At 43.3% G+C, this 24,678-nt stretch carries 20 protein-coding genes and 1 pseudogene; 12 read left to right on the top strand and 9 right to left on the bottom strand.

Annotated features, from left to right (window positions below; all coding sequences use genetic code 11):
* The first annotated feature begins 82 nt into the window (after positions 1-82).
* Positions 83-1,774, top strand: a complete 1,692-nt coding sequence (locus W234_RS0111055) for an AMP-binding protein (RefSeq protein ID WP_025646909.1) — start codon at positions 83-85, stop codon at positions 1,772-1,774.
* A gap of 107 nt (positions 1,775-1,881) precedes the next feature.
* On the opposite strand, the gene W234_RS0111050 is transcribed toward W234_RS0111055, so the two are convergent.
* The 5 genes from W234_RS0111050 to sohB form a co-directional block, all read right to left on the bottom strand.
* On the bottom strand, positions 1,882-2,751 hold the full coding sequence (locus W234_RS0111050) for an SDR family oxidoreductase (protein WP_025646908.1): 870 nt from the start codon (positions 2,749-2,751) through the stop codon (positions 1,882-1,884).
* A gap of 160 nt (positions 2,752-2,911) precedes the next feature.
* A complete protein-coding gene (locus W234_RS0111045) occupies positions 2,912-3,691 on the bottom strand; it encodes a histidine phosphatase family protein (RefSeq protein WP_025646907.1) in 780 nt (259 codons plus the stop codon).
* A 63-nt stretch (positions 3,692-3,754) separates the two neighbouring features.
* On the bottom strand, positions 3,755-5,035 hold the full coding sequence (locus tag W234_RS13990; RefSeq protein ID WP_025646906.1) for a phosphotransferase family protein: 1,281 nt from the start codon (positions 5,033-5,035) through the stop codon (positions 3,755-3,757).
* A gap of 231 nt (positions 5,036-5,266) precedes the next feature.
* Positions 5,267-6,514: an acyl-CoA dehydrogenase family protein gene (locus W234_RS0111035; protein WP_025646905.1), complete on the bottom strand. Its 1,248-nt coding sequence runs from the start codon at positions 6,512-6,514 to the stop codon at positions 5,267-5,269.
* 329 nt (positions 6,515-6,843) lie between these two features.
* Positions 6,844-7,830: a protease SohB gene (gene sohB, locus W234_RS0111030; protein ID WP_025646904.1), complete on the bottom strand. Its 987-nt coding sequence runs from the start codon at positions 7,828-7,830 to the stop codon at positions 6,844-6,846.
* Between the two features lie 419 nt (positions 7,831-8,249).
* Here sohB and aspS point away from each other — a divergent pair, with 419 nt between their 5' ends.
* The 7 genes and pseudogenes from aspS to W234_RS14360 all read left to right on the top strand — a co-directional run.
* Positions 8,250-10,109 (top strand): aspartate--tRNA ligase, encoded by a 1,860-nt coding sequence (gene aspS / locus W234_RS0111025; protein ID WP_025646903.1) that lies wholly within the window; start codon positions 8,250-8,252, stop codon positions 10,107-10,109.
* 40 nt (positions 10,110-10,149) lie between these two features.
* Complete coding sequence (locus W234_RS0111020; RefSeq protein WP_025646902.1) at positions 10,150-11,076, top strand: lysophospholipid acyltransferase family protein; 927 nt, start codon at positions 10,150-10,152, stop codon at positions 11,074-11,076.
* Between the two features lie 170 nt (positions 11,077-11,246).
* The gene (locus W234_RS0111015) at positions 11,247-11,963 is read left to right on the top strand and encodes a glycosyltransferase (protein ID WP_413771580.1); all 717 of its coding nucleotides are present in this window, start codon (positions 11,247-11,249) and stop codon (positions 11,961-11,963) included.
* Between the two features lie 376 nt (positions 11,964-12,339).
* Entirely contained in the window at positions 12,340-13,341 is a 1,002-nt protein-coding gene (locus W234_RS0111010; protein ID WP_025646900.1) for a Stealth CR1 domain-containing protein, read from the top strand.
* A 226-nt stretch (positions 13,342-13,567) separates the two neighbouring features.
* Positions 13,568-14,569: a Stealth CR1 domain-containing protein gene (locus W234_RS0111005; RefSeq protein WP_025646899.1), complete on the top strand. Its 1,002-nt coding sequence runs from the start codon at positions 13,568-13,570 to the stop codon at positions 14,567-14,569.
* Between the two features lie 42 nt (positions 14,570-14,611).
* Positions 14,612-15,778 (top strand): nucleotide sugar dehydrogenase, encoded by a 1,167-nt coding sequence (locus W234_RS0111000; RefSeq protein WP_025646898.1) that lies wholly within the window; start codon positions 14,612-14,614, stop codon positions 15,776-15,778.
* A 440-nt stretch (positions 15,779-16,218) separates the two neighbouring features.
* Positions 16,219-16,879: pseudogene (locus tag W234_RS14360) on the top strand (IS5 family transposase); the annotation flags it as partial.
* 400 nt (positions 16,880-17,279) lie between these two features.
* Here W234_RS14360 and W234_RS0110990 read toward each other — a convergent pair.
* The 3 genes from W234_RS0110990 to glnE form a co-directional block, all read right to left on the bottom strand.
* Complete coding sequence (locus W234_RS0110990; RefSeq protein ID WP_025646897.1) at positions 17,280-18,116, bottom strand: hypothetical protein; 837 nt, start codon at positions 18,114-18,116, stop codon at positions 17,280-17,282.
* A 106-nt stretch (positions 18,117-18,222) separates the two neighbouring features.
* Positions 18,223-19,152 (bottom strand): branched-chain amino acid transaminase, encoded by a 930-nt coding sequence (locus W234_RS0110985; RefSeq protein WP_025646896.1) that lies wholly within the window; start codon positions 19,150-19,152, stop codon positions 18,223-18,225.
* Between the two features lie 198 nt (positions 19,153-19,350).
* Positions 19,351-22,209 (bottom strand): bifunctional [glutamate--ammonia ligase]-adenylyl-L-tyrosine phosphorylase/[glutamate--ammonia-ligase] adenylyltransferase, encoded by a 2,859-nt coding sequence (gene glnE / locus W234_RS0110980; RefSeq protein ID WP_025646895.1) that lies wholly within the window; start codon positions 22,207-22,209, stop codon positions 19,351-19,353.
* 202 nt (positions 22,210-22,411) lie between these two features.
* On the opposite strand from glnE, the gene tusD reads away from it, so the two are divergent.
* From tusD to W234_RS0110960, 4 genes are all read left to right on the top strand, one after another.
* Complete coding sequence (gene tusD, locus W234_RS0110975; RefSeq protein ID WP_025646894.1) at positions 22,412-22,813, top strand: sulfurtransferase complex subunit TusD; 402 nt, start codon at positions 22,412-22,414, stop codon at positions 22,811-22,813.
* A gap of 9 nt (positions 22,814-22,822) precedes the next feature.
* Entirely contained in the window at positions 22,823-23,146 is a 324-nt protein-coding gene (locus tag W234_RS0110970; RefSeq protein WP_025646893.1) for a hypothetical protein, read from the top strand.
* A gap of 137 nt (positions 23,147-23,283) precedes the next feature.
* Positions 23,284-23,613 (top strand): hypothetical protein, encoded by a 330-nt coding sequence (locus tag W234_RS0110965; RefSeq protein ID WP_025646892.1) that lies wholly within the window; start codon positions 23,284-23,286, stop codon positions 23,611-23,613.
* Complete coding sequence (locus W234_RS0110960) at positions 23,610-23,954, top strand: TusE/DsrC/DsvC family sulfur relay protein (RefSeq protein ID WP_084212659.1); 345 nt, start codon at positions 23,610-23,612, stop codon at positions 23,952-23,954. Before W234_RS0110965 ends, W234_RS0110960 begins: the two co-directional genes overlap by 4 nt.
* A gap of 65 nt (positions 23,955-24,019) precedes the next feature.
* Here W234_RS0110960 and W234_RS0110955 read toward each other — a convergent pair whose 3' ends face one another.
* Complete coding sequence (locus W234_RS0110955) at positions 24,020-24,568, bottom strand: tRNA (cytidine(34)-2'-O)-methyltransferase (RefSeq protein WP_025646890.1); 549 nt, start codon at positions 24,566-24,568, stop codon at positions 24,020-24,022.
* Positions 24,569-24,678: the final 110 nt, after the last annotated feature.

The following is a 24,678-nucleotide window of genomic DNA, read 5'->3' as shown; positions in this document are numbered from 1 at the left end:
TTGAAAAGATGGATAAGCGATAGCGATACCTTTGTTATCAATCCACACCTTCTACTCCATTTATCACTCACTAAGGATAGTAATAATGATGAATAAACCTTGGCTTGCACAGTATCCAGCCAGCGTCCCTGCCACTATTGACCCCGATCAATACTCAAGCTTAATAGAGCTGTATGAAGAGAGTTTCGATAGCTTCGCTAATCAGCCCTTTAGCATCTGTATGGGTGTTAAACACAGCTATGATGATATCAATCAAGCTTCAAAAGCCATCGCTGCATGGCTACAATCACAAAGCCTAGCGCCCGGTAGCGTGGTGGCATTGATGATGCCAAACGTACCGCAATATTTGCCGACGATGCTTGGCATCTTGCGAGCAGGTTATGTCTGTACGCCAGTCAACCCACTATACACCGGCCGTGAGCTGCGCCATCAGCTCAATGACTCTGGTGCCAAGGCGATATTTTTGGTTGATAACTTTGCAAAAGCGCTTGAAGAAGTCGTTGATGATACCAAGGTTGAAGCCATTGTGGTTTCAAAAGTAGGCGATATGATGGGCCTTAAAGGTATTGTAGTAAATACGCTACTACAGCATGTCAAAAAACTAATCCCTGATTACAACCTTGATAGCGCTAAACATAAAGTAACTGCCTTTCCTAATGTCCTCAAACAAGGCAAAAAACGCCCCTTAAAAAAGGTCGAGTCTAATTTAGAGCAAACAGCATTCCTTCAATACACTGGCGGCACCACTGGACTCTCTAAAGGCGCTATCTTAACGCAGCGCAATATTGTCGCTGCCGCCTTGCAATCTGAAGCTTGGTCGGAACCTATCGTCTCGAAAATTGGCGACGAACAAATCAATATGGTCTTAGCCTTACCGCTCTATCACATTTTTGCCTTTATGCTCAGCTTAGTAGGCGTACGCTCTGGCAATGCCTTTATTTTGATTCCTAATCCGCGCGATATTCCAAGCTTTATCAAAACGCTCTCAAAGCAGCCTTTTCATGTACTACCAGCGGTCAATACCTTGTTTAAAGGTCTGCTTGATCATCCTGACTTTAGTAAGCTTGATTTTAGCTCGCTACACATGTCGCAAGCTGGCGGCATGGCTGCCACTGAGCAAACCGCTTCACGTTGGCTGCAAGTAACAGATTGCCCGATGATCGAAGGTTGGGGAATGACTGAATGCGTGGCGGTAGGTAGCTGCAACGTACTCACCAATACTGAATTTACGGGCTCTATTGGCGTTCCTTTACCTAGCATCGATATGATCGTTATCAATGAGGATGGTACGCGGGCTGCGGTCAATGAAGCGGGTGAGATTTGTATGAAAGGCCCTAATGTGACGCCCGGCTACCTAAATAGAGATAATAGTAAGGAGTTCACCGAAGACGGTTACTTTCGCACCGGTGACATCGGCAAAATGGATGAGCAAGGCTACTTCACTATACTCGATCGCAAAAAAGATATGATACTCGTCTCAGGGTTTAACGTCTTCCCTAATGAGATCGAATCGGTTATGCTCGATTGTGAAGGTATCTCAGACTGCGCTGTTATTGGCGTTGCTGATGATAGCCAAGGTGAGTCGGTAAAGATATACGTCATACCTGACAATGATAGCGTCAGCGAAGCTATGATTAAAGACTTTGCTTATAAAAACCTAACTCGCTACAAATGCCCAAGTCATATTGAGTTCGTTGATGATCTACCTAAAAGTAATGTTGGCAAAGTCCTGCGCCAGAAGCTGCGCGAAAAACACCTAGCCGATCATGCGTAAGCGTTAATCAGCATTGTTGATAGCCATTGACTTCCTCCCCTCGCTAAACCGAGGGCTTTCTTATTATAAAATCACCGGTATTAAGCACTTAGATAGAAAAAGTAGCTTTAGCTAATCTTACTCACAATCTGCAAAGGCAGATGCTTCATTGCTTGACCAACAATCGACCAAGGCAAGCTTGGTACGCAAGCTTCCTCGACACCAGACTCTATAGCCGCGACGATGGCTTTGGTTCCTGTATTAGCGTCCACTTCAAACGGTAATGGCTTAGCATCCTTGTTAATCTCAGTACGAATATAACCTGGATAAATCGTAGTGACCTTAATCGGTAGCTTAGTGAGCAACATATCGGCGCGAATCCCTTCGGCAAGATGCGCAATACCAGCTTTTGCTGCGCCATAGGTTGTCATATGACCTGGCAGACCGCGCATCGCTGACATGCTCGAGATTACCACTAAATGACCCGCGTTTTGCTTGCGAAATATTTTCATGGCAGCTTCACACTGCGCGAGTGCTGAGATGAAGTTGATCTCAGCGGTACGGCGGTTGATTTTAAACCGGCCTTTACCGATACGGCGGCTATCTCCGACACCAGCATTGACAACGATACGATCTAAATGTCCAAAGTCTGCGGCAAACTCATCAAATACTTTGAATATTGACTCATAGTCGCTGACGTCTAAGATTTTATATTCCACTCGGATATTGGGATAGCTCTGCAACAAATCGACTTTAAGCTGCTCTAGACGCTCACCGCGGCGCGCGCAAATCGCTAGATTATAGCCAAGTTTGGCAAATAATCGTGCCATGACCTCACCAAGACCTGAGCTTGCGCCAGTGACCAGCACAGTTTTGCCTTGTCCGACTTGTGATTTGGTCAGACCATTTAGATAGCGCGCAGGTTGTATCGCACTGGTCGCTTGCGCCCTGCCTTGTTTGACAGTTTTTGTTACTAAGCTCATTAGTTTATTTTGCATAGCATTCTCTTCTCATCAATACCGTACGTTTGCACCGCTTTATGGCTTTAAATAACCAGATATAAAGATATCATAGTATAGTGGCCATGCTTTAGATACTAGATGTAATCTTTTCTTAAGTGCGGATAATCACTATACCTTATACCCTAAACATTCACCATTAGCGCCAAGTAACAAAGCGCTCGCCTTCGGCAAATAAATGGCTGTATTCATTCAAGGACAATAACCGTGCCGTCTCTCCTCGTAAGGTAAGAGCGGTCACCCCCGTATTGATTAACCGCTTATTGAGCTGATAGGCCGTTTGACTGTCCTGCTCAAGTAACTGCGCGGTAATCGCAGCGATTACCCCGCCCGAGGTAAATACCAACACTGTCGTATCCTCAGCGGCTCTATTATCTTTAGCAGCTGTATTTAATGAGTTGGCTTTATCGCGTATTTGCGCGAGCGCGCGCTGTGTACGCTCATTGAACTGTGTCCAGCTCTCAATATAGTCATCATCATACTCGCCGCCATGCCAGCGCTGCATCGCTTGATCAAATAGCTCAGCCAAACGCAGCTTAGGCACGTCAGCTTTTGCGATCTCCATGGCTATAGCCGCTTGGTTTGCAAAGGCTGGGTTAGACTTGGTCAATACGTCTTGATGATTAAACTCGTTGAATTCAGCAATCAAACGATCATCAGATAAGTCAGCCGGAGCATTGGCAGGTGAATGACTCTGTTTTTGTTCAGCTACAGTCTCTTGATAGCTCGCTAAAAAATGGCGGGCAGAGTCCTGCTGACGCATCAAGTGACCACTGAAGACTGCATCGATACGGCGCTGCGTATGAGCATAATGAGCGCCAAGCATACGCGCCTGCGTAATCCCTAACTCTGACAACTCATCGTAGTTTTTTTTGCCAAAAGAGGCCTGACCGTGCCGAGCCAAAAGTATGGTAATCATAAACCTACTACCTAATAGTTATATTATTTTAAGAGTGTATTAACGAAAGAAATTTTAGCGCCATCACTCATCAACTGACTTTGACGTCGATTCAAAATAACCTTTAGGTAAGATGCTTTTGACTAGCTTTTGTACCGGCTCTGGTAATTGCTCTATCGCGGCTTTATCCACGCCTTTTTCCTCTAAGCGCGGCTGCACATGAGTCATAAATAGTGTCTCGCCTTCATACTGCGCGATAAGCTTCAGGCACTTTGCATTTAACACATGTACGATGAGCCAAAAGTTCTTAAAGGCGGGGTTTTTGGTTTGTTTATTATAGTAGCGATAGTAGATTTGCTGTACGATACCGGCTAAGCGAAATAGTCCAAATACCTCATAAAACGTCCAGTTAGCAATCTCAAGGCCGGTTTTTTCTAGGTAGTAATCAACGACTTCATTGCGAGTCATCATCCCTTTTAGATGAGTTGGCTGCCGACGTGACTGCTGCATAATGATGTTGTCGTCGGCTTCAATCCAGTACGCCAAAGCGCTGCCTAAGTCCATTAAGGGGTCACCAAGGGTCGCCATCTCCCAATCAAGCACTCCAATGACTTCGGTGGGATTGTCAGCCGCCAAAATTACATTATCAAAACGCCAATCATTATGAATAATGCAGGTCTTGCTATCTTTTGGTGTGTGCTTATTGAGCCATTGACGCACGATACCAAAGCTCGGTACGTTTGGCGTTTTTGCTTTCACATAGCGCTTATCCCAGCCGGTCACTTGGCGTTCACAGTAGCCCTCACCGCGGCCTAAATTAACTAGATCAGCATGCTCGGTATAGTCGACCTGATGCAGCTCGATTAACGCATCTATTACGTTAGTACACAGCTCACGCGTTTGCGCGGGATCAAAATCTATCTCTTTTGGCAAATTGGCACGCGGAATAATGCCTTCCATGCGCTCCATCACATAGAAGTCTGCCCCGATAATGTTGTCGTCAGTACATAACGCAACCATTTTTGGGACATAAGGATAAGCGTCTTTTAGCGCTTTTTGTACCGTGTATTCGCGTACCATATCATGAGCGGACTTGGCTTTGGTGCCTTTAGGCGGGCGGCGCAGAATCAGATCTTGATTGTCATACTCTAAACGATAAGTCCAGTTCGACGCGCCCCCTGAAAATTGAGTAACGGTAGGTTCGCCTTGAATGTCGACGCCTTGGTCTCGTAACCAGCTGCTAATCGCTTGCGCATCCAGCTCCTCGCCTTCTCGCACTTCGCCGCCTTTGTCTAGTACCGCGTTTAGTTCTGGCTGCTGGTCGCTCTTAGCACTATCTTCGGTATTTGGTTTATCAGTTGCCATACAATGTTCCTTATTGTTTGTGTACTGCTTGTTTGTGTGTTGCCATTTTTGAATATTCAACAGACCTTAGTGAAAAATTCACTACCAAAAGCTTGATAGTGAATCTTAAGGGATAATATTCGCTAAAGTAAGGGGCATTAGGGTCAATGCTATGGCCTAAATGACCCATTAGCACTTAGACCCTATTTGTAGCTCGCCTCTTGTTTAGCAGACTATCATTTCGCGAGCTTCTTATTTAGACGATTTTGCAGGACGGCGAAAGCCTTGACGCTTTAGCTCTAATTTTGCAATCATTGTTTTATGTACCTCGTCTGGGCCATCTGCTAAGCGTAATACGCGGCCCTGCGCATAGAACCCTGGCAACATAGTATCTTGGCAAACGCCCATACCACCATGGATCTGAATCGCCATATCAGCCACTTCTTGTAATACAGTAGGCGCGACCACTTTAATCGCTGAGATTTCAGTTAACGCCGCTTTGGTACCTTGGCTGTCCATTTTTTGCGCGGCATATAACGTCAATAAACGCGCCTGATCGATCTTGATACGCGCCTCGGCGACACGCTCTAAGTTACCCCCTAGCTGTAAGATTGGCTTACCAAAACCAACACGGCTCATACCGCGGTGAATCGCAAGCTCTAACGACTTCTCGGCGGCACCAATACAGCGCATACAGTGATGAATACGCCCAGGTCCTAAGCGGCCTTGCGCAATCTCAAAACCCATACCAGGTCCACCGATAAAATTAGCAACTGGCACCCGTACATTATCGAAGCTGATTTCACCATGACCATGCGGCGCGTCATAATCACCGAATACTTTAAGCATTCGCTTGATGTTAACCCCTTTAGTGTCTACAGGAACTAGCACCATAGAATGCTGCTGGTGGCGATCTTTATTTTCATCAGGCGTGTATGCCATGACAATCAGTAAATCGACGGCTGGATCGCCAAGACCGGATGACCACCATTTGCTACCATTAATGACGATCTCATCACCATCGACGACAGCGGTCGCCTCCATGTTGGTTGCATCACTAGAAGCAACATCAGGCTCAGTCATACAAAACACGGAACGCGTCTTACCTTCTAGTAAAGGGGTCAGCCACTTATCCTGCTGATCAGTACTACCATAGCGCCATAGCAGCTCCATATTACCGCTATCAGGAGCATTACAGTTAAAGACATGCGGCGCTAATAAACTACGGCCCGTAAGCTCTGCAATTGGAGCATAATCGGTCACTGACAAGCCTGCGCCAAGTTCATCATCGGGTAAAAATAAGTTCCAAAGACCGGCCTCACGAGCTTGCTTACGTAAGTCATCGTACGAGGCTGGCCACTGCCAGTTCTTCCAATTACCATCTGGGTTCATCTTATGGCACTCTTGCCAAAACTCATCCTCAATCGGCTCAATCTTAGTGGCAATAAAATCTTTGACTTTGGCATGCATGTCTTGACCGTGCTCAGTAGCGGTAAACATCAATGTATCATTGGACATAACTGACTTCCTTCTCATTATTAATGATTAACCTCTCATGGCTAATCTCTTACGGTGTACGTACGTGTACTGTTTTTCGCTTCCCCTATTTATAACATAGCTCCAAATTTTAAACAGCAAAAAAGGCGCGACTGTTTAGGCACGCCTTTTACAAAACATCAACAGTGAAATAGTATATACCTAAATTTATTAGGGATTTCTAAAGTTCTTTCTATACCAACTAATGAATAACACTAAAAAATATTGTTCCACTATCAATTAGCTTATCTCAACTCATTCAGCTTTTACTCATTTATATTAAAAGAATACACTTACTTTAGAATATTCAAGCGGCTATTGAGATCAAAACGGGCAAGAGCGTCTGGTAGTTTATCCACTGCCATAGTGATCGTCGCCTCAGCGGCTTGTGATAAGCCTAACTTCTCTGCTAGAGTTGGCTTTTGACGCGAATGTAGCGCATAAACCTCATTATCTTCCATAAGCTGTAAGATATAGCTATCTGAGGTTTGCAGCTTATCGACGAGGTTGAGCTTTACTGCATCTTCGCCATACCAATGCTCACCATTAGCGACTTTATTCAGATCAAGCTCAGAGCGATAAGTACTGACGAAATGCTTAAACAGATCATGCGTTTGCTCAAGCTCTTGCTGGTATTTAGCGCGATCTTCATCATCGTTTTCACCGAATACTGTCACCGTGCGCTTGTAGTCACCAGCGGTAAACATCTCATAATCAACGTCGTTTTTTTTCAGTAGTTTATTGAAGTTCGGTAATTGTGAGACGACACCGATAGAGCCGATCACCGCAAAAGGCGCGGCGATAATTTTATCAGCGACACAAGCCATCATATAGCCGCCACTGGCTGCGATTTTATCGACACAAACGGTGAGTTTAAGGCCCGCGTCTTTGAGACGCACTAACTGAGCCGCTGCAAGGCCATAACTATGCACCATACCACCACCTGACTCTAAACGGATGATAACTTCATCACCCTTATTAGCAGTACTGATCAGGGTGCTAATCTCTTCCCGCAGATGCTTAACGGCCGAGGCTTTAATGTCACCGTCAAAATCTAGGACAAATACTTGCTGACTGGTCTCTTTGTTTTTATCTTTCTTCTTGCTTTTAGATTTCACTTTTAGCGCTTGCTTGGCTTTTTTCGCCATGCTCTTTTTGAGCTGCTTAAGCGCAGCTTTGCCTTGAGTCGCTTCCATCAAGTCTTCGCGGCGCTGCTGCTGAGTCTTATTTAAATGCATGACTTTAAGCTCGACAGGGTTTTTTGGCGGGTGAAATAGCATATCAAGTCTTCCTTAGGGTTACATTCAGAGGTTTAGGGTAATAATTATAGTTGCGATAGCTGAAATTATTTTAAGATGCAGCTAATATGCGCTCGCTGCGCGCTATTTTCAAGCGTCATGGTTATAAATCATAATAGATAAACCAATTATTACACTCGTAAGCTTGTCATGCCTTTATGAGCGAGCGCAGTTAATAAGCATAGTTGTATAACACCCGTACTTTAGGCATAATATGCGTTTAAAATAAATTTTATACAGCCGACGCGCAGACTATCCGTCTTTATAGCGCTGACTGGCTGTTTTTTGCAATTGACTATCTTAATAATAAATATCGTTTAAGAGCCTCACTGGTATTTTTAAACGGCTATTCTTTGAATCGGGCACATAACTGGATAACCTTGACTATGACTGACAGCACTATGAAACCTAGTACTATTACGCAAAAAGACCTCGCCGTACACAGTGGCTATCGCGACGAATACTGCGGTGCTGTGACCGAAGACTTATTAGAGCAGACGATCACTATCGTCGGCTGGATACATCGCCGCCGCGATCATGGTGGGGTGATCTTCTTAGATATGCGTGATCGTGCTGGCATCTTGCAGGTGGTAGTCGATCCAGATACGCCTGAAGCTTTCGCTACCGCTGATGCTGCGCGCCCTGAGTATGTGCTAAAAATTACCGGCCGCGTCCGTCGTCGTTACGAAGGCACTGAAAATAAAAATATGACTAGCGGTCAAGTCGAGTTATTAGGCAAAGAGATTGAAGTCTTAGCCAAGTCAGAAACTCCGCCTTTCCCGCTTAATGACGAGAACATGACCGTCTCTGAAGACTTACGCCTCAAGTACCGCTACCTCGATATGCGTCGCCCTGAGATGCAAGAGCGTATGGTGTTCCGTGCCAAAGCCACCTCAGCGATTCGCCGTTACCTTGATGATCATGGCTTCTTAGACGTTGAGACGCCTATCTTGACTCGCGCAACGCCAGAGGGCGCACGCGACTATCTAGTGCCTTCGCGTACTCGTCCGGGTAACTTTTTTGCCCTGCCGCAGTCGCCGCAGCTCTTTAAGCAGCTATTGATGGTGTCAGGTTTTGATCGTTATTATCAAATCGCTAAGTGCTTTCGTGACGAAGATCTGCGCGCTGATCGTCAGCCTGAATTTACCCAAGTCGATATTGAGACTTCTTTTTTAAATGAAGAAGAGATCATGAACATCAATGAAGGTTTGATCAAAAACCTATTCAAAACGATGATGGATGTTGAGCTTGCTGACTTCCCGCGTATGACTTATGCAGAGGCTATGCGTGACTACGCTTCTGATAAGCCTGATCTGCGTATTCCGCTAAAGCTCATCGATGTCGCTGACTTAATGAAAGACGTTGACTTCAAGGTCTTTGCTGGTCCCGCCAACGATCCAAAAGGTCGCGTTGCCGCGCTGCGTATTCCTAATGGCGCCTCCTTAAGCCGTAAGCAAATCGATGAATACACTAAGTTTGTTGGCATCTATGGTGCGCGCGGTTTGGCTTATATTAAGGTCAATGACGTAAGCAACATTAACAACGGTGTGGATAAAGAGTCAGGTCTACAATCACCTATCATCAAAAACATGACTGACGATGTGCTAGCTCGCCTTGTTGAGCGCACTGAGGCCGAAGATGGCGATATCATCTTCTTCGGTGCCGATAAAGCCAGTATCGTCAACGATGCTATGGGCGCGCTACGCCAGAAAATTGGCCTTGATATGGATATGACCACTTGCGAGTGGGCACCGCTTTGGGTCACTGACTTCCCCATGTTTGAAGAGACGGATGACGGGCAATGGACCTCTATGCACCATCCGTTTACGAAACCAAAAGGTTCAGTAGAAGAGCTCAAAAACAACCCGGAGTCTGCGCTCTCTATCGCTTATGACATGGTACTAAACGGTACTGAGATTGGCGGTGGTAGCCTACGTATCAACACCCTTGAGATGCAGCAAGCGGTCTTTGAAGCGCTAGGTATCGACGCGATTGAGGCTGAAGAGAAATTCAGCTTCCTACTTGACGCACTAAAATTCGGTGCGCCGCCGCATGGTGGTCTTGCCTTTGGTTTGGATCGGTTGATCATGTTAATGGTCGGTGCAAGCTCTATCCGTGATGTCATCGCCTTCCCAAAAACCAAGACTGCTGAAGATCCATTGACTCAAGCTCCAGCTCCTGTTGAGGGTAAGCAATTGCGTGATCTTGGTATCCGTCTGCGTGAAAAAGCTCAAGCAGATACCACTAAGCCTGCTCAGTAGCTGATCTGGTAATGAGTATCTCTTATTACTGCGATTCATTATGAATCCGTATCAGATCTTCAAATACGTGCCTTTATCTGTATTGCAGATGCTGGCACGTATTACTGCTAGGATAATGATGCGCCTGCCAAACTTGAGTATCGTTCGTACGATCAAGATCAATATGGCACTCATCGAACCTGCCCTAACGGCTAAGCAAAAAAAGACCGTTATCAAAGATATCGTCCGTCATCAGTGTCTAAGTAGCGTCGAGTCTATCAAGAGTTGGGCGATGCCGCCTGAATGGAGCATTGAGCAGATACGAGAGGTGCATAACCAAGAGATCTTAATAGAAGGCTTAGCCAATCCCAACGGCATGCTTGCTATCGTTCCTCATCTTGGTACTTGGGAGATGATGAACGCTTGGCTCAATCAATTCGGCTCGCCGACGATTATGTACAAGCCGGTCAAAGACAAGCTTACTGGTGATTTTATCCTAAAGGGTCGTGCTCGCCTTAACGCTACCTTAGTGCCTACTGATAGTAGCGGTGTCAAAGCAGTGTTTAAAACGCTTAAACGAGGCGGTTTTAGTATTATCTTACCCGACCATGTTCCTGAGCCTTCAGGCGGCGTGGTTGTGCCTTTTTTTGGCGTTAAGACTTTGACTAGTACCCTCGCCCCTAAACTTGCTAGCAAAACCAAGTGCGCCCTAGTCGGTCTGTCTTGTATTCGCCGTGATGATAATCGCGGGTTTGATATTTACTGCTATAAGCTCGATGATCCAGCGCTTTATGATCGCAACACAGAAGTTGCGACTCATGCCCTGAATATTGCCATGCAAGAGATGATTGAAGATCAATGTAGCCATTATATGTGGGGCTATCGCCGCTTTAAACGCATCCCTAATCTTGGCAATCCTTATCGCGCTGATCGTAGCAAGCTACAAGCCTTTCTAAAATCGGCTAAGGATAAAAGATATAAGACTTAATTGCGCTATCTTTTATAGTAGACTCAATATAGCGGTATCAAATATAGCATCTTCTAAGCTTCATGTTTTCATCTTATTAAAAAGAGTCAATTATGACATCTGACTTCGTTAACCATACTCTAAAAGACCAAGACTCTGCCCACCTAGCAGAGTCACACTATATCATCTGTATGAAATGGGGCGATAAGTACGGTCCTGAGTATGTCAATCGTCTCTATAATATGGTCAGTCGCCATCTGACACTGGACTTTCAGATGGTTTGCTTGACGGATGATAGTACAGGTATTAATGAGGCGGTACAGTGCTACCCGATACCCGAGATGGATTTGCCAGCGGGACCTGAACGCGGCTGGAAAAAACTCACCACCTTTAAGCCTGAGCTGTACGATCTAAAAGGCGTGGCGCTATTTTTAGATATCGACATCGTTATTGTCGATAATATCGACAGCTTTTTTACTTATAAGGCGGAGTTTGATGACAGTGTGGTTATCATCCGTGACTGGAAAAAACCATGGCGCATGATTGGTAACAGCTCCGTCTATCGCTTCAATATCGGTATGGGTACTTATTCTGACTTGCTTAGTAATTTTGAGCGTAATTTTGCCACCATTCGCACGCAAGTACGCCATGAGCAGGCTTATCTATCCAACTATTTGCGCGAGCATCATCATTTAGAGTATTGGCCTAAAGACTGGTGCGTCAGCTTTAAATATCAATGTATGGCAAAGCCGCCCTTTAACTTTATCAAAGCACCTACTCTGCCTAATGGCGCTAAAATCGTTATCTTCCATGGCGAAATCAATCCGCCAGATGCCATTAAAGGCGGCGGCGGCAAATGGTATCGGCGTGTCTTGCCGAGTCCTTGGTTAAAAGAGTATTGGAAATGAATATTCTAAATCTCCTATTTACTAATTTATAGTAGCTAAAGTTAATAATCTATACTTCAAACACTCAATTATTTAAGACATATAATATTTGGTGATGTATCAAAAAGTATGCTGATCAAAATTTGAACAATTTTTGAAGCTTTGAAAGCCATATAGAATCAGAGAACTTAGCATAGACTTCTTATTGACTTTTAGCGCCAGCATACTTTTTAGAACACCACAAAATATCTATATTGCAGTAATACAGCCTACTTACTGATAATCTTTTATTCGAATAAGTATTAATTAGTACTTTAATACCTTGCTTTGAAGTAAACCTTTAAACATCGAACGATGCAAAGTTCGTTGTAAAATACAATCTAATCGGTTATGAGTTATGATAGATAATCAAAAACGAATGGACTTGGTAATCTTGTGGGTTGATGGTACAGATCTTACTTTACAATCAAAGCGTTTAAAGTATCAAAAAAACACTTTAAACATATCGGATGCTGTCAAAACGACTCGTTTTGCTAGTAGTAATGAAATCTACTATAACATCGCTTCAATTTTGAAATACGTGCCTTTTTATCGTTATATCTATATCGTCACCGATGACCAAACGCCTAGCCTAATTCATGAATTTGCCGATCAAAAACTCTGTAAGCCTGACACAATTCGTATCATAGATCACAAGACACTATTTAAAGGTTATGAGCACTATCTTCCTACTTTCAATAGCCTGAGTATTGAAGCGATGCTTTGGAACATACCTGATCTAACCGATTATTTTATTAGTTTAAATGATGATTTCTTTTTTAATCAAACAGTAAGTGTGGAAAATTTTTTAGTAGAAGAAGACGTCGTTAAATCAGTAATTAGAGGGAACTGGCGACGTAAAAATCTTTTAAAAACCAAGCTTAATTATCGCCTTTTTATGGAATCATTGGCTAAAACATTGGTTCAGCCAAAATACACTGTTGCACAAATGCTAGGTGCTGAGTTGGGACAACAGTCTCGTCAAAATCGTTTTTTTGAAGTCCACCATTATCCACATATATTAGACAAAAATAGCTTTACAAACTTTGTAGATGACCACCCTGACGAATTAAACGCTCAGCTTAGTTATAGATTTCGAAACATTAGACAATATGATCCTGTCTCTTTGGTCAACCATATTAAAATCGCAAATAACGAAGCTATATTAACTAACGAGCTGTCCTTAAACTATTTAAAAGATGAGCGTGGCATTGATTTGTTTTTAGCAAACTTAAATAATCCTAATATGAAATTTGGTTGTGTGCAGAGCTTAGATAATTTTCAAGTCATCAATAAAGATAAAGTAGTGGACGCATTTACTAAGAAGTTTAAGAATTTCTTACCTAATAGTTTGACTTGAAATGCGCTGAAATTCTAGTGCTTATTATTCAGTTTATTTACTTCCAATACAACTAAACTGTTCAAGAAAAGCTAATGAACCCTTTTAAACTCTAATAACCATTAAGATTGTAGAATTATTCTTTTATACGTCTAAAATCTATGTGATTAAAGCGATTGCTAGCATAGATAGTTGATGGTAACATTGCGTTAAATCTAGTTTTTGGCAAAAATAATGTGAGAAAGTAGTGAGTCTTTCAAAAAACCTTAATGAAAAGCAAGTAGATATTGTTATCACTTGGGTAGATGGCGATGACCCCTTACTAAAAGAAAAAAGAGATGGCTTTAAGACTAGTAAAATTCTAGCCTCAGACGCAGTAGATTCTACTCGCTTCGCTAGTGATAATGAAATTTATTACAATATTGCCTCTATTATCAAGCACGTTCCTTTTTGTCGTTATATCTATATTGTTACTAATGAGCAAATACCTAAATTTATAGATGAGTTTGTCAAACAGGGTATTTGTGCAGCTGACAAAATCAAGATTATCGATCATAAGGACATTTTTGTAGGTTATGAGCAGTTTTTACCTACCTTTAATTCTCTTTCTATCGAAACGATGATATGTAACATTCCTGAGTTGAACGATCATTTTATCTATATGAATGATGATTTCTTTTTTAACCAACCAGTGACTATCTCTGATTTTTTGAATGATGATAATATTGTTATTCATGGTCACTGGAATCCAAATTCGCCTGTTTATAGGAATATAAAATTACGTAAACTTCGTCGAAAGTTATTTGGCACACCAATTCAACCACGCTATGTTATGGCACAAATGCTTAGTGCTAATATGCTTGGTATGAAGCGCTTTTTTAATGTTCAGCACTACCCACACATTGTAGACAAAAAAATTTTAAAAAACTATTTAAATCATCATCCGCAGTTTTTAGAGGCTCAAATTAAGTATAAATTTAGAGATGTGGAACAAGTTAATCCAATCACACTTATGAACCACTTAAAGATTAGAAAAAATGAAGCTCATCTAGAGTCTGACGTAGCAATTAACTATATTCAATATGAAAATAACATTGATACTTTTATAGACGATCTAGACAATCGCGATATAAAATTCGGCTGTATTCAAAGCTTAGATCAATTTAGTATAGTCGCTTACCACAGGATAACTCATGCTATGATTGAAAAGTTTAAGCCCTTTTTGCCGCTATCGATAATCAATGACTGACATTCATTTTCGCCCCGTAACAGACGATACTTTGGATCACTTATGAAAATAGTAGTAGTAGGCACAGGTTATGTAGGACTATCAAATGCTATATTACTAGCTCAACATAATGAAATAATTTCTACTGATATTGATTCCGAAAGAGTTAACTTACTTAATGCTAATAAGTCTCCAATTGAAGATCAAGATATTGAAAATTTTTTAGCAAATAAGTCGCTTAACTTTACTGCAACTCTTGATGCAAACCACGCTTACAAAGATGCTAATTTTATTATTATCGCCACCCCCACTGACTATGATCCTCAGACCAACTATTTTAATACCTCAACAGTAGAGACGGTCATTGAAGCTGTACTAGCAGTCAATAAAGAGGCACTCATCGTGATTAAATCAACAGTACCCGTTGGTTATACTTTGAGCGTAAGAGCGCGCTATAACACCGATAATATTATATTCTCGCCCGAATTTTTGCGCGAGGGTCAAGCGCTGCATGATAATCTATATCCTTCTAGAATTATAGTCGGAGAGCAGTCTAAACGTGCAGAGCAGTTTGCACAATTACTCATCGAAGGCGCGCAAAAAAAGGATGTTCCCTTACTATTTACTAAGCCGACTGAGGCTGAGGCGATCAAGCTGTTTTCTAACACCTATCTAGCCATGCGCGTGGCCTACTTTAATGAGCTTGACACTTATGCACAGACTTTTGGATTATCTACTAGGCAAATCATCGAAGGGGTGGGCTTAGATCCACGTATCGGCACGCATTATAACAACCCATCATTTGGTTATGGCGGCTACTGTCTACCAAAAGATACCAAGCAGCTATTGGCCAATTATGATGAGGTGCCAAGTAATTTAATAAGAGCGATTGTAGATTCTAATCGAACACGCAAAGACTTTATCGCTGATAAGATAATCGAGAGAAAACCCAAAATCGTTGGCGTCTATCGATTGGTTATGAAGAGTGGTTCTGATAATTTTCGCGCCTCAGCCGTCCAAGGGATTATGAAACGTATCAAGGCCAAAGGCATAGAAGTCGTTGTATATGAACCCGTGCTAGAAGAAGAAGAGTTCTTTAACTCACGTATCATAAAAGATTTAGAAGAGTTTAAGTCCATAAGTGACGTCATAATTGCCAACAGACTATCTACTCATATAAATGATGTGGCCGACAAGGTTTTTACTCGAGATCTATTTGGGAGCGACTGATGAGAATTTTGGTAACTGGCGCTGCAGGTTTTATAGACTTTAATATTAGCAGTGTGAACATATCTCTTTATACTTTTACTAAAAAAAAACCACTTCTAAATTAACACTTAAATATAAATGGTGTTTTATAAATAGAAATCGTTTTGAAAAGAATCACCCTATTCCTATAAGAAAAATTTATACAAACGTTTTATATAGGTTTTCAACCAATCGCCTTACAAATATGGTAGACTTTATATCCCCTATAACTGCAACAAAAATATTACATTATAAGAAAACGGGTAAAGTATTAGATTTAAACAACCCTATACTTTTTAATAATAAATTACAATGGTTAAAGCTGTATGAAAACAATAATCTAGGTCATGTCTTCAATTGGATAAGCCATAAATAATAGTTACAATACCGCAGCTATTGAGTCGATGCGAGAAATACAAGTTATGGCAAGAAAAGCATTAACAGATACGCTTTGGGATCAATTGCAATCAACGATGACACAGCATGGCTGCTATCAAACTCAAAACAGTCGAGAGGTCATGGAAGCCATACTGTGGAAACTACGCACAGGCGCGCCTTGGCGTGACATACCTAAAGAATTGTGTTCGTGGAAAACAGCCTATAGTCGTTTCAACCGCTGGTCAAAGACTGGCTTATGGGAAAGTTTTTTTTAGCTTACGCAAAGAAATCGACACGGAATGGGTATTCACAGACGGAAGCTATATTCGCTGTCACCAGCATGCAAGTGGATCTCGGCGTGGTGAAGATCGAGCAATTGGACAAAGCCGTGGCGGCGCAACTACAAAGATACACCTATCCTGTGATGCCGATGGATATCCGCTCCATTTTAAAATCACTGGGGGTGACGTCCACGACAGTCAAGTTGCAGGTGAATTAATTGACATGATTGGACAGGCTGATTACTTTATCGCTGATAAAGGCTATGACTCAGAGTCTATCAGAGATAAAGCTCGAAGCCATAATATGATACTTGTCACTCCTAAAAGGAAGAATGCCAAACAGCCTAATCCAGAGTTTGATAGCTATTTGTACAAACTCCGTCATTTAGTAGAAAATATGTTTGCAAGGCTTAAACACTTTAAATTGCTATAGAGCTTCTTATAGAAATAGTAGGTCTGTCTAATAGCTCCTTCTAATCGATGTCTCAAACTACAGTTATTACCTTCTATACTGACAGCATGCTGTTTGTCAATTTTTTCCTATCTACTTTAAAGACAGTTATAAAATTATTCCAGTTGTTCATACTAATAGAGCAATAGCTAATTTCAGCTATTTTAAGTGGGAATGTAGCTTTTTAGCTGTATGCAAGTCACGTTTAAACCAAAACTAAGCAACTATCTCACCCGTAGCACGATTATGAGCATAACTATAGATGAGTTAAACTTCATACTTCTTGCGATATACGCAAGTCCAGATCTATTGCTGACATCCTTCCCGCTTAACATCTATTTTTATCAGCAAGTCAGTCATGTTTTACTTCTATCTACTCCCTCCAGTATTTTTCAATCCAGTCGACTGGCAAAATGAAATGACGCAAGTGACGTAGCGGTCTTTTTAGATTTTTGGGCTCAGTTAATCTTTTTAAGTGATCTTTGGCATTGTTAGCAGCATTTTTATTGTATCTACCTTCAATCGCATGTGTAGGATATAAGTCGCCAGGGAAAATAACAATTCGAGCACCTTTAGGAATCTTTGGCTCTTTGATGTAGTTAAGTGGGAACGGTTGACGACATTTGCGTCTAAAGTGCGCAACCCATGCCTTTGGAAACAGCTTGACACCGCCTGGCGCATTACGAGTCACAAAACGCTGCTCAAAACGATATTTGTCCGCGATGCCTTGCGGATCGGCTTTGAATTTTTCTTGTAGTGAGACAAGCGACCCTACCTGAAAGCGGAAGCAAGAAGTCTGGCCGAGGCGCTCTAGCGGGTTACTTGGGTTATAAGACAAAATAACATCGTCCGGCTCGCCATACTCAAAGAAAGGATCAAGGCTATCTACTATAATCACATCCAAATCTACAAATAATACTGTCCCTGTCAAATCACCTAATGTCTCACCCCACAAACGTGATTTTGGCCACTTGCCAAGTGTGTTGGTTGGCATGGTGACATCTAATGGTGGCAATTCTTGACATTCGATTTCTGGACGTACATCGGTGGTATCATCGGTAAAACAGACGAAACGAAACGGTGGCGTAATATTGCGAGATACCATGCCATACAGTTTATTGGCGTAATCAGCCCCGTACTTTGTACCCCATTTAATACAAATAATTTGTTTGATATTATTGTTATCTGCTGTACTAGAATCTATTGGCATGGACTGCTCACTTTAATCTTAAGAATAAATATGATGGCTATATTAGCATAAAAAAAAGACTGAACAATTATGTTCAGCCTTTTTGGTCTTTAAACTAACGACTTTATTAGTCAATAAAGCTTAACCAATCCATATAGTGCTCGTTACGACCATGAACCACATCAAAGTATAGGGTTTGGAGTTTCTCAGTCAATGGTCCGCGGCCGCCATTGCCGATGGTACGATCATCGTATTCGCGGATAGGTGTCACTTCAGCAGCGGTGCCTGTCATAAAGATCTCGTCTGCTAAGTAGAACTCATCACGAGTGATGCGGCGCTCGACGACTTTGATGTCTAGATCAGCTGCGAACTGGAAAATAGTACGACGAGTAATACCATCTAGTGCTCCGCCGCCCAGATCTGGTGTATGTAGCACCCCGTCTTTAACTAAAAACAAGTTCTCGCCAGCGCCTTGACAGACATACCCTTGTGGGTCCATTAGGATGGCTTCGTCATAACCGTTACGGGTAACTTCTTGGTTGGCCATGATAGAGACAGGATAATTGCTTGAGGCTTTGGCCTTACACATAGTGACATTTGGTAGATGATGCGTGAATGAAGAGGTTTTGACACGGATACCGTTTTTGATACCGTCTTCTCCGAGGTAGGCTCCCCAGTGCCAAGCTGCAACCATGGCATTAATGCTATTGTTACGTGAAGACAGGCCAAGCTTTTCTGCGCCGACCCAAATAAGCGGACGAATATAAGCTTCTGCTAAGTTATTTTGCTTGACCACATCTTTATGTGCTTGCTCTAGCGTGGTCGCATCAAAAGGCACATCCATTTGGAAGATTTTGGCAGAGCCTAATAGACGTTCGGTGTGTTCCTTTAGGCGAAAAATAGCGGTGCGGTTGTCAGCGGTTTGATAAGCGCGTACGCCTTCAAACACTGCCATGCCATAGTGCAAGCTATGGGTAAGCACATGAACGTTGGCATCTGGTTGTTCAATTATTGTGCCATTCATCCAAAGCTTACCGTCTTGTGTTGCCATATTCATTTTATAGTCCTTATGCTAGCGCTAACGTCTAACTTTTTTTGTAGAAGTAAGTGTTTTAAGTACAAATTGAGCTGATTATATCACCGGCAGCCTTGGCGAATAAAACTTTTTATTTTAGCAGCCGATAGCTTTTGTTTATGTGACATTATAGCCCCATACAGCCTTTGTAACGCTACTGCTTGTAGTCTGTACTTATGGTTATGAGTTATCTTCGTTTTCAGTGACTCCCATCAAGCGCTGCCACTGGTCTTGTACGAGCGCTCTTGTTTCAAGCCATAACGATTCATCCACTAGCAAAGACTGTTCAGCAAGCGCTAATTGATGAGTGGAGGCGCGGATGCGTAAATAGGCGTCTGTCAAGTCCTGACAGACGGAGTGCTCCCAAATGCCAAGCTTCGCCATCTCCTCAAAGATACGCACATTGTCGCTCCATTTAGTCAAGCTTGGGTAGTCATGCGCATAGGCCAGCACAGCAAACTGAGCTAAAAACTCAATATCAACAATGCCGCCTGCGTCCTGCTTTAGATCAAATTTACCGGCTTTCTTTTTTTGACGACTCGTCCCAAGATGACGCTGCATTTTTAGGCGCATTCGCGTCACCTCCAAGCGCACTTCATCAAGGGTACGCGGCAGCGATAACACTTCGCGGCGTATCTCAACAAACCGCGCGGTCACGCGCTTATCCCCGCAGATAGCACGCGCACGCACTAGCGCTTGATGCTCCCATGCCCAAGCTTTGTCGCGCTGATAGGTTTCAAACGCATGGCAAGAAACGATCATCATGCCCGCATTGCCCGAAGGACGCAAGCGCATATCAATCTCATAAGCACGCCCATCACGGGTTTGGGTATTGAGATAGGTCATAAGCTTTTGCGCAAGCCTTGCGGCAAATTTCATGCCGCTGACTGACTTCTCGCCGGTCGTCATGCCTTGCTCTTTTATCTTATGCAAGAACACCAAGTCCAAATCAGAAGAATAAGACAATTCAAGCCCGCCAAGCTTACCATAGCCAATAATAGCAAAACCGCAATCGGCCTCCGTTACCGGATCGCCATTTTGAGCGATTGGATAACCATAGCGCTTAACCAGCTCAGCAAAAGCGCGCTCAAGTGCCGCTTCTAATACCACCTCTGCAATATAAGTCAGCGAGTCTGAGACTTTCATAATCGGTCTTTCGGCCAACACGTCGCTTGCCGCTACTGCTAATACTTGATTCTTTTTAAATAAGCGCAGGACACTAAGTAACTCCTCTTCATCACTTGGCTCAACGCGAAGCAAACGCTGACGCAAGATATCTCGTAGCTCAAGCTTGTCTGGCAGGTGACGATAGCGCTGCTGCAAAAAAGTATCTAGTAGCACCGGATAGCGCGCCAACTCACCGGCTATCCAAGGACTAGCTGATAGCATTGGTATCAGCTCAACAGTCGCATTGGGGTTCTCTGCAATCATAACCAAGTAAATAGAGCGCCGACAAATCGCCTCTAGCAAGGTAATCAGTCGCGGTAAGGCGCTATTCGCCAACTGCTGCTGTTCATGATGGGCAAGCAAAGCGTGAATAATCACCGGATAAGCGTCGTCTAACCTCTCACGCGCCTCATCGCTTAGATTCGCTATCATTTTAGAATCCCAAAACGCTTGCAACTGTGCGCGGTTTTCTTCGCTGAGTATCGTATCTAACTGGGTGAGTTGTTCGTCAAGATCGGTTGGCGGCGGCAGGCTGTCATCTTGCGTAGGCATTTGCCGTTCGGTCACCATCCGCTCAAAAGGGAGATTGACCGTTTCTCGATGGGCGTTTAGCGTCGTGAGTAACGCTGACCAATCTGCAAACCCTAGGGTAATAGCTAGGTTGTGTTGCCACTGCTCATCATGAGGCAAGCGCTGTGTTTGCTGATCATTAATGGCCTGCAGACCATGCTCAAGGCGCCGCAAAAAGCGGTAGGCGGCTTGCAACTGCTTATAGGTGTCCGGCTCTAAATACTCAAGCTCGCACAGAGCCTGCATTGCCTGTAAACAAGACTTGACTTGTAACTGCGGATGGCGACCACCGTAAATCAACTGAAACGCCTGTACGATAAACTCAATATCTCGAATACCGCCAGCACCGAGTTTGATGTTATCTAAATCCTCACGCTGCGCCACTTGATTTTGAATCAAGGACTTCATTTCACGCAGCGCTGAGAAGGCACTATAATCTACGTAATAGCGAAACACAAAAGGCTTAATCAGCGCTTGTAGCTGATTATAAAATTCTGGTGATACTTCTCCGATTACCCGCGCTTTGAGCCAAGCAAAACGCTCCCAAGCGCGGCCATGATTGGCAAAGTATTTTTGCAGTGCAGACAAATGAATCGCCAGATCACTACCATCACCCCAAGGGCGCAGGCGCATATCTACCCGAAAGACAAAACCATCAGCAGTATTATTATCCAGCAGTTTGATAATCCCTTGTCCTAAGCGCGTCATAAAGCGCTTGTTATCGATGCTGCGCGTGCCCTTAGACTTATCACCATCAGTCATGCCGCGGGCTTGATGCACAAAGATAAGGTCGATATCACTAGACAAATTAAGCTCATGAGCGCCTAACTTCCCCATAGCCATAATAGCCATGTCATCCGTTTTTAGCTCGCCTTGCTCATTAATAAAGGTAGGCTTGCCATATTTAACAATCAATTGCTCATAGGTGTAGTCTTTAGCAAATAAGATACAGCCATCAGCAAACTCAGAGAGCTCATCGGTGAGCTGTTCAAGTGAGATAATACTCAGCGCATCTTGCCAGATCCAGCGCATCATCAGCAGCATACGTAGATGGCGCAGACCGCTCATGACTTTGGGCTCATCAGCGGTTTGATAGTTCTCATCTAAGGTATAATCTTGAATAAGATCATCGATTTGTTGACGCGTTAAGGTTTGCTCTAGAGGATAGCTACGTAGAAAGGTTTGGCAGGATATCGTCCTACTCTCCCACACCTGATAAGCAAACTCACTCGCGGTTTGCAAGACTTGCAGCTGCTCAGCAGTGGGTTGATAACTTGCCACGCTCGGTGTAGTGGAGGACATCTCTGTTGACACAGATAGCATATAACTCGTTTCCTAGTAACATAGGTAGTAGTGAATTTTCAGCTTTATGTTAGCATAAACAAACTGACTTTAAAGACTCTCATCACTAAGCCTATCTTGAAAAAGAGATAAAATACTAGCGTCTATTGAACTAAAAGTCGACCATACCTTATACTTTGCAAAACTTTGTGATACTACATTTATGACTACCAAGACTACCCTACTGATTACTAAAGACCCTAGCCATCCGCTAGCTCATGTAGCGCTGCGTTACGCCAAAGCTTTACTTAACGAGACCGATGAAAATAAAAAGCCGGCCTTGCAGTTGTTTTTTTATGCAGATAGCGCTCATCTAGCCAATCGTTTGCGCTGGCAATCTGCCGATCAGCTTGATTTGACTCAACAGTGGCAAGCGCTCGCCCGTAAGCATGGGTTAGCTTTGCCGGTTTGTGTTAGTACGGCGCTGAGTCGCGGCGTCAGTGATAGTGAAAACAGTGCCCGTCATCAGCTAAACGGTGATAATTTAGCTGACGGCTTTACGCTAGTTGGACTTAGCGAGCTGGCTATGATGCTACAAGATGACAATCGCCTAATAGCGTTTTAAGGACTAATGATGAAGTTATTAATTCAACTGCGTACAGCGACTGAGATGGCAAGCTATGAAGGCTGCGCTTTGGCATTAACCTTGGCAACTTTTGGCCATGAGGTACAGCTGTATTTGGATGCGCCAGTGTTTGGCTTATTGATGCAGCCCAGAGCACGCTTGCATGGCATGATCCAGTCGCTTGAATTATACGATATGCCGCCGGCTTGGTTGCCAGAAGATGTATTTAGTGGTTGGCTGACAGGTGTACTGCCTGATGACTTAGCCGGTCAGTTAACCTTAGTGCCTGAGGTGATTAATATTGACGACTTTCAGCAGGTTTTAAGCTTTTAAAATATTCAAAACATTTTCTCTTTTTGAGTAAATTCTAGACACTTCAAGCTTAAATCAGAGACTTCAAGCTTAAAGACCTTATTGATGACATACCTATTAAGCTAACTGCTAACGCCCTATTTTTGGACTCTTTTATTATGGCGACTTTATACCAATTACATAGCACGATGGACAACCTTAGACGCAGTACCGATCAGCTCGCCCTCACTTGGCGCCATGGTGACAGCCTGATGTTATTAGGTAGCACTGCCGCCTTTATCGATTGGCTTACCGCTTATCTAAAAGAAAATGAGATAACAGGCATTGCTAATATTTACGCCTTGAGCGCAGACCTCTCGCAGCTTGATGAGGCTACTACTACAAAGCTCAAGCTGAACAATAAGGTCGACGCCGTATTGAGCGATACAGAGTGGGTCAAACTTACCCAAGACAGCACATTTGATAACGTGGTGACTATTGCCTTATGACTCAGACTGACAGCACCTCCTCAATCACCACTATGTCGCTAGACCAAGACGGTCATCTTTGCGATCACACCCTTTGGACGCCAGAGGTCGCCCAGCAGCTCGCCGATACTTTAGACGTCAGCCTAAACGCTGAGCACTTGCAAATCTTGCAACAAGTACGCGCGTTTTTTAATAAATTTAATCACGCGCCGGCCACTCGCCCTTTAATCAAATGGCTACAAAAGACCTTGCCTGAACATAATATTAGTAATCAAAAGTTGCAACAGATTTTTAATACCGGCCTAGTCGCTCGTCATGTTAATCGGCTAGCAGGTTTACCCAAGCCGCCGAATTGTCTGTAATAGCGGTTATAACAGCTGACTTATTCTGTCTTAATATACTGGGCGCTTAATGAGTTTAACGACTGCTATTCTTTAGGGTCATAAACATTTAGAGTCTCATAGCCTGTACTGCGGCCAGTGTCTCCAAAAAACCCCTGCTGTCGCCATACCTCATACAGACATATCGCCACACTGTTGGCTAGATTTAAGCTGCGCGAGTCCGGCAGCATCGGTAGTCGCAGCCAATTATCTGCACCTATATCTTCTCGTATATCATCCGCTAGCCCTGAGGTCTCAGAGCCAAAAACCAGGGCAACATTAGGTGTCTTTGCGCTATTATCTCCTTGACCAAAATCATACTCATAAAGTGGATGACTTAGCTTCGTGGTCAATGCAGTGATAATATGGCACTCTGCCGTCGTTAACGCTTTTTTGGTAGCTGCCCAATCTGCGTGTACTTGTAGATGAGCATACTCATGATAATCAAGTCCTGCGCGGCGAAGTTTCTTATCTTCAAGCTCAAACCCTAGAGGTTTGACTAGGTGCAACTGTGCGCCGCTATTGGCACATAACCGAATGATATTACCGGTATTGCTCGGCATCTTTGGGGCGACAAGCACAATGTGAATGGTCATAAGCGTTCCATAGGAAAGTAATTAAATATTTTAGACTCTAATTTAAGTCATACATGAAAAGCCATGCAAAGTCAGACACGATAATTGTTTATAACTAGTGGCGATGTAAC

The sequence above is a fragment of the Psychrobacter sp. TB15 genome (assembly GCF_000511655.1).
GTDB lineage: Bacteria > Pseudomonadota > Gammaproteobacteria > Pseudomonadales > Moraxellaceae > Psychrobacter > Psychrobacter submarinus.
The sequence above is the reverse complement of the archived record's forward strand: the minus strand, read 5'-3'. Positions and strand labels throughout refer to the sequence as shown.

Coding starts and splice junctions, on each gene's coding strand:
- W234_RS0111035 (WP_025646905.1), bottom strand. CDS start 6,514: ATGTTTACCGCTACTGAGCACGGTCAAGACATGCATGCCAAAGTCAAA.
- W234_RS0111045 (WP_025646907.1), bottom strand. CDS start 3,691: ATGATTACCATACTTTTGGCTCGGCACGGTCAGGCCTCTTTTGGCAAA.
- tusD (WP_025646894.1), top strand. CDS start 22,412: ATGACTACCAAGACTACCCTACTGATTACTAAAGACCCTAGCCATCCG.
- W234_RS0111015 (WP_413771580.1), top strand. CDS start 11,247: ATGAAATGGGGCGATAAGTACGGTCCTGAGTATGTCAATCGTCTCTAT.
- W234_RS0111000 (WP_025646898.1), top strand. CDS start 14,612: ATGAAAATAGTAGTAGTAGGCACAGGTTATGTAGGACTATCAAATGCT.
- W234_RS0110990 (WP_025646897.1), bottom strand. CDS start 18,116: ATGCCAATAGATTCTAGTACAGCAGATAACAATAATATCAAACAAATT.
- W234_RS0110965 (WP_025646892.1), top strand. CDS start 23,284: ATGGCGACTTTATACCAATTACATAGCACGATGGACAACCTTAGACGC.
- glnE (WP_025646895.1), bottom strand. CDS start 22,209: ATGTCCTCCACTACACCGAGCGTGGCAAGTTATCAACCCACTGCTGAG.
- W234_RS0110955 (WP_025646890.1), bottom strand. CDS start 24,568: ATGACCATTCACATTGTGCTTGTCGCCCCAAAGATGCCGAGCAATACC.
- sohB (WP_025646904.1), bottom strand. CDS start 7,830: ATGCTATTTCACCCGCCAAAAAACCCTGTCGAGCTTAAAGTCATGCAT.
- W234_RS0110970 (WP_025646893.1), top strand. CDS start 22,823: ATGAAGTTATTAATTCAACTGCGTACAGCGACTGAGATGGCAAGCTAT.
- W234_RS0111050 (WP_025646908.1), bottom strand. CDS start 2,751: ATGCAAAATAAACTAATGAGCTTAGTAACAAAAACTGTCAAACAAGGC.
- W234_RS0111010 (WP_025646900.1), top strand. CDS start 12,340: ATGATAGATAATCAAAAACGAATGGACTTGGTAATCTTGTGGGTTGAT.
- W234_RS13990 (WP_025646906.1), bottom strand. CDS start 5,035: ATGGCAACTGATAAACCAAATACCGAAGATAGTGCTAAGAGCGACCAG.
- aspS (WP_025646903.1), top strand. CDS start 8,250: ATGAAACCTAGTACTATTACGCAAAAAGACCTCGCCGTACACAGTGGC.
- W234_RS0111020 (WP_025646902.1), top strand. CDS start 10,150: ATGAATCCGTATCAGATCTTCAAATACGTGCCTTTATCTGTATTGCAG.
- W234_RS0110960 (WP_084212659.1), top strand. CDS start 23,610: ATGACTCAGACTGACAGCACCTCCTCAATCACCACTATGTCGCTAGAC.
- W234_RS0110985 (WP_025646896.1), bottom strand. CDS start 19,152: ATGAATATGGCAACACAAGACGGTAAGCTTTGGATGAATGGCACAATA.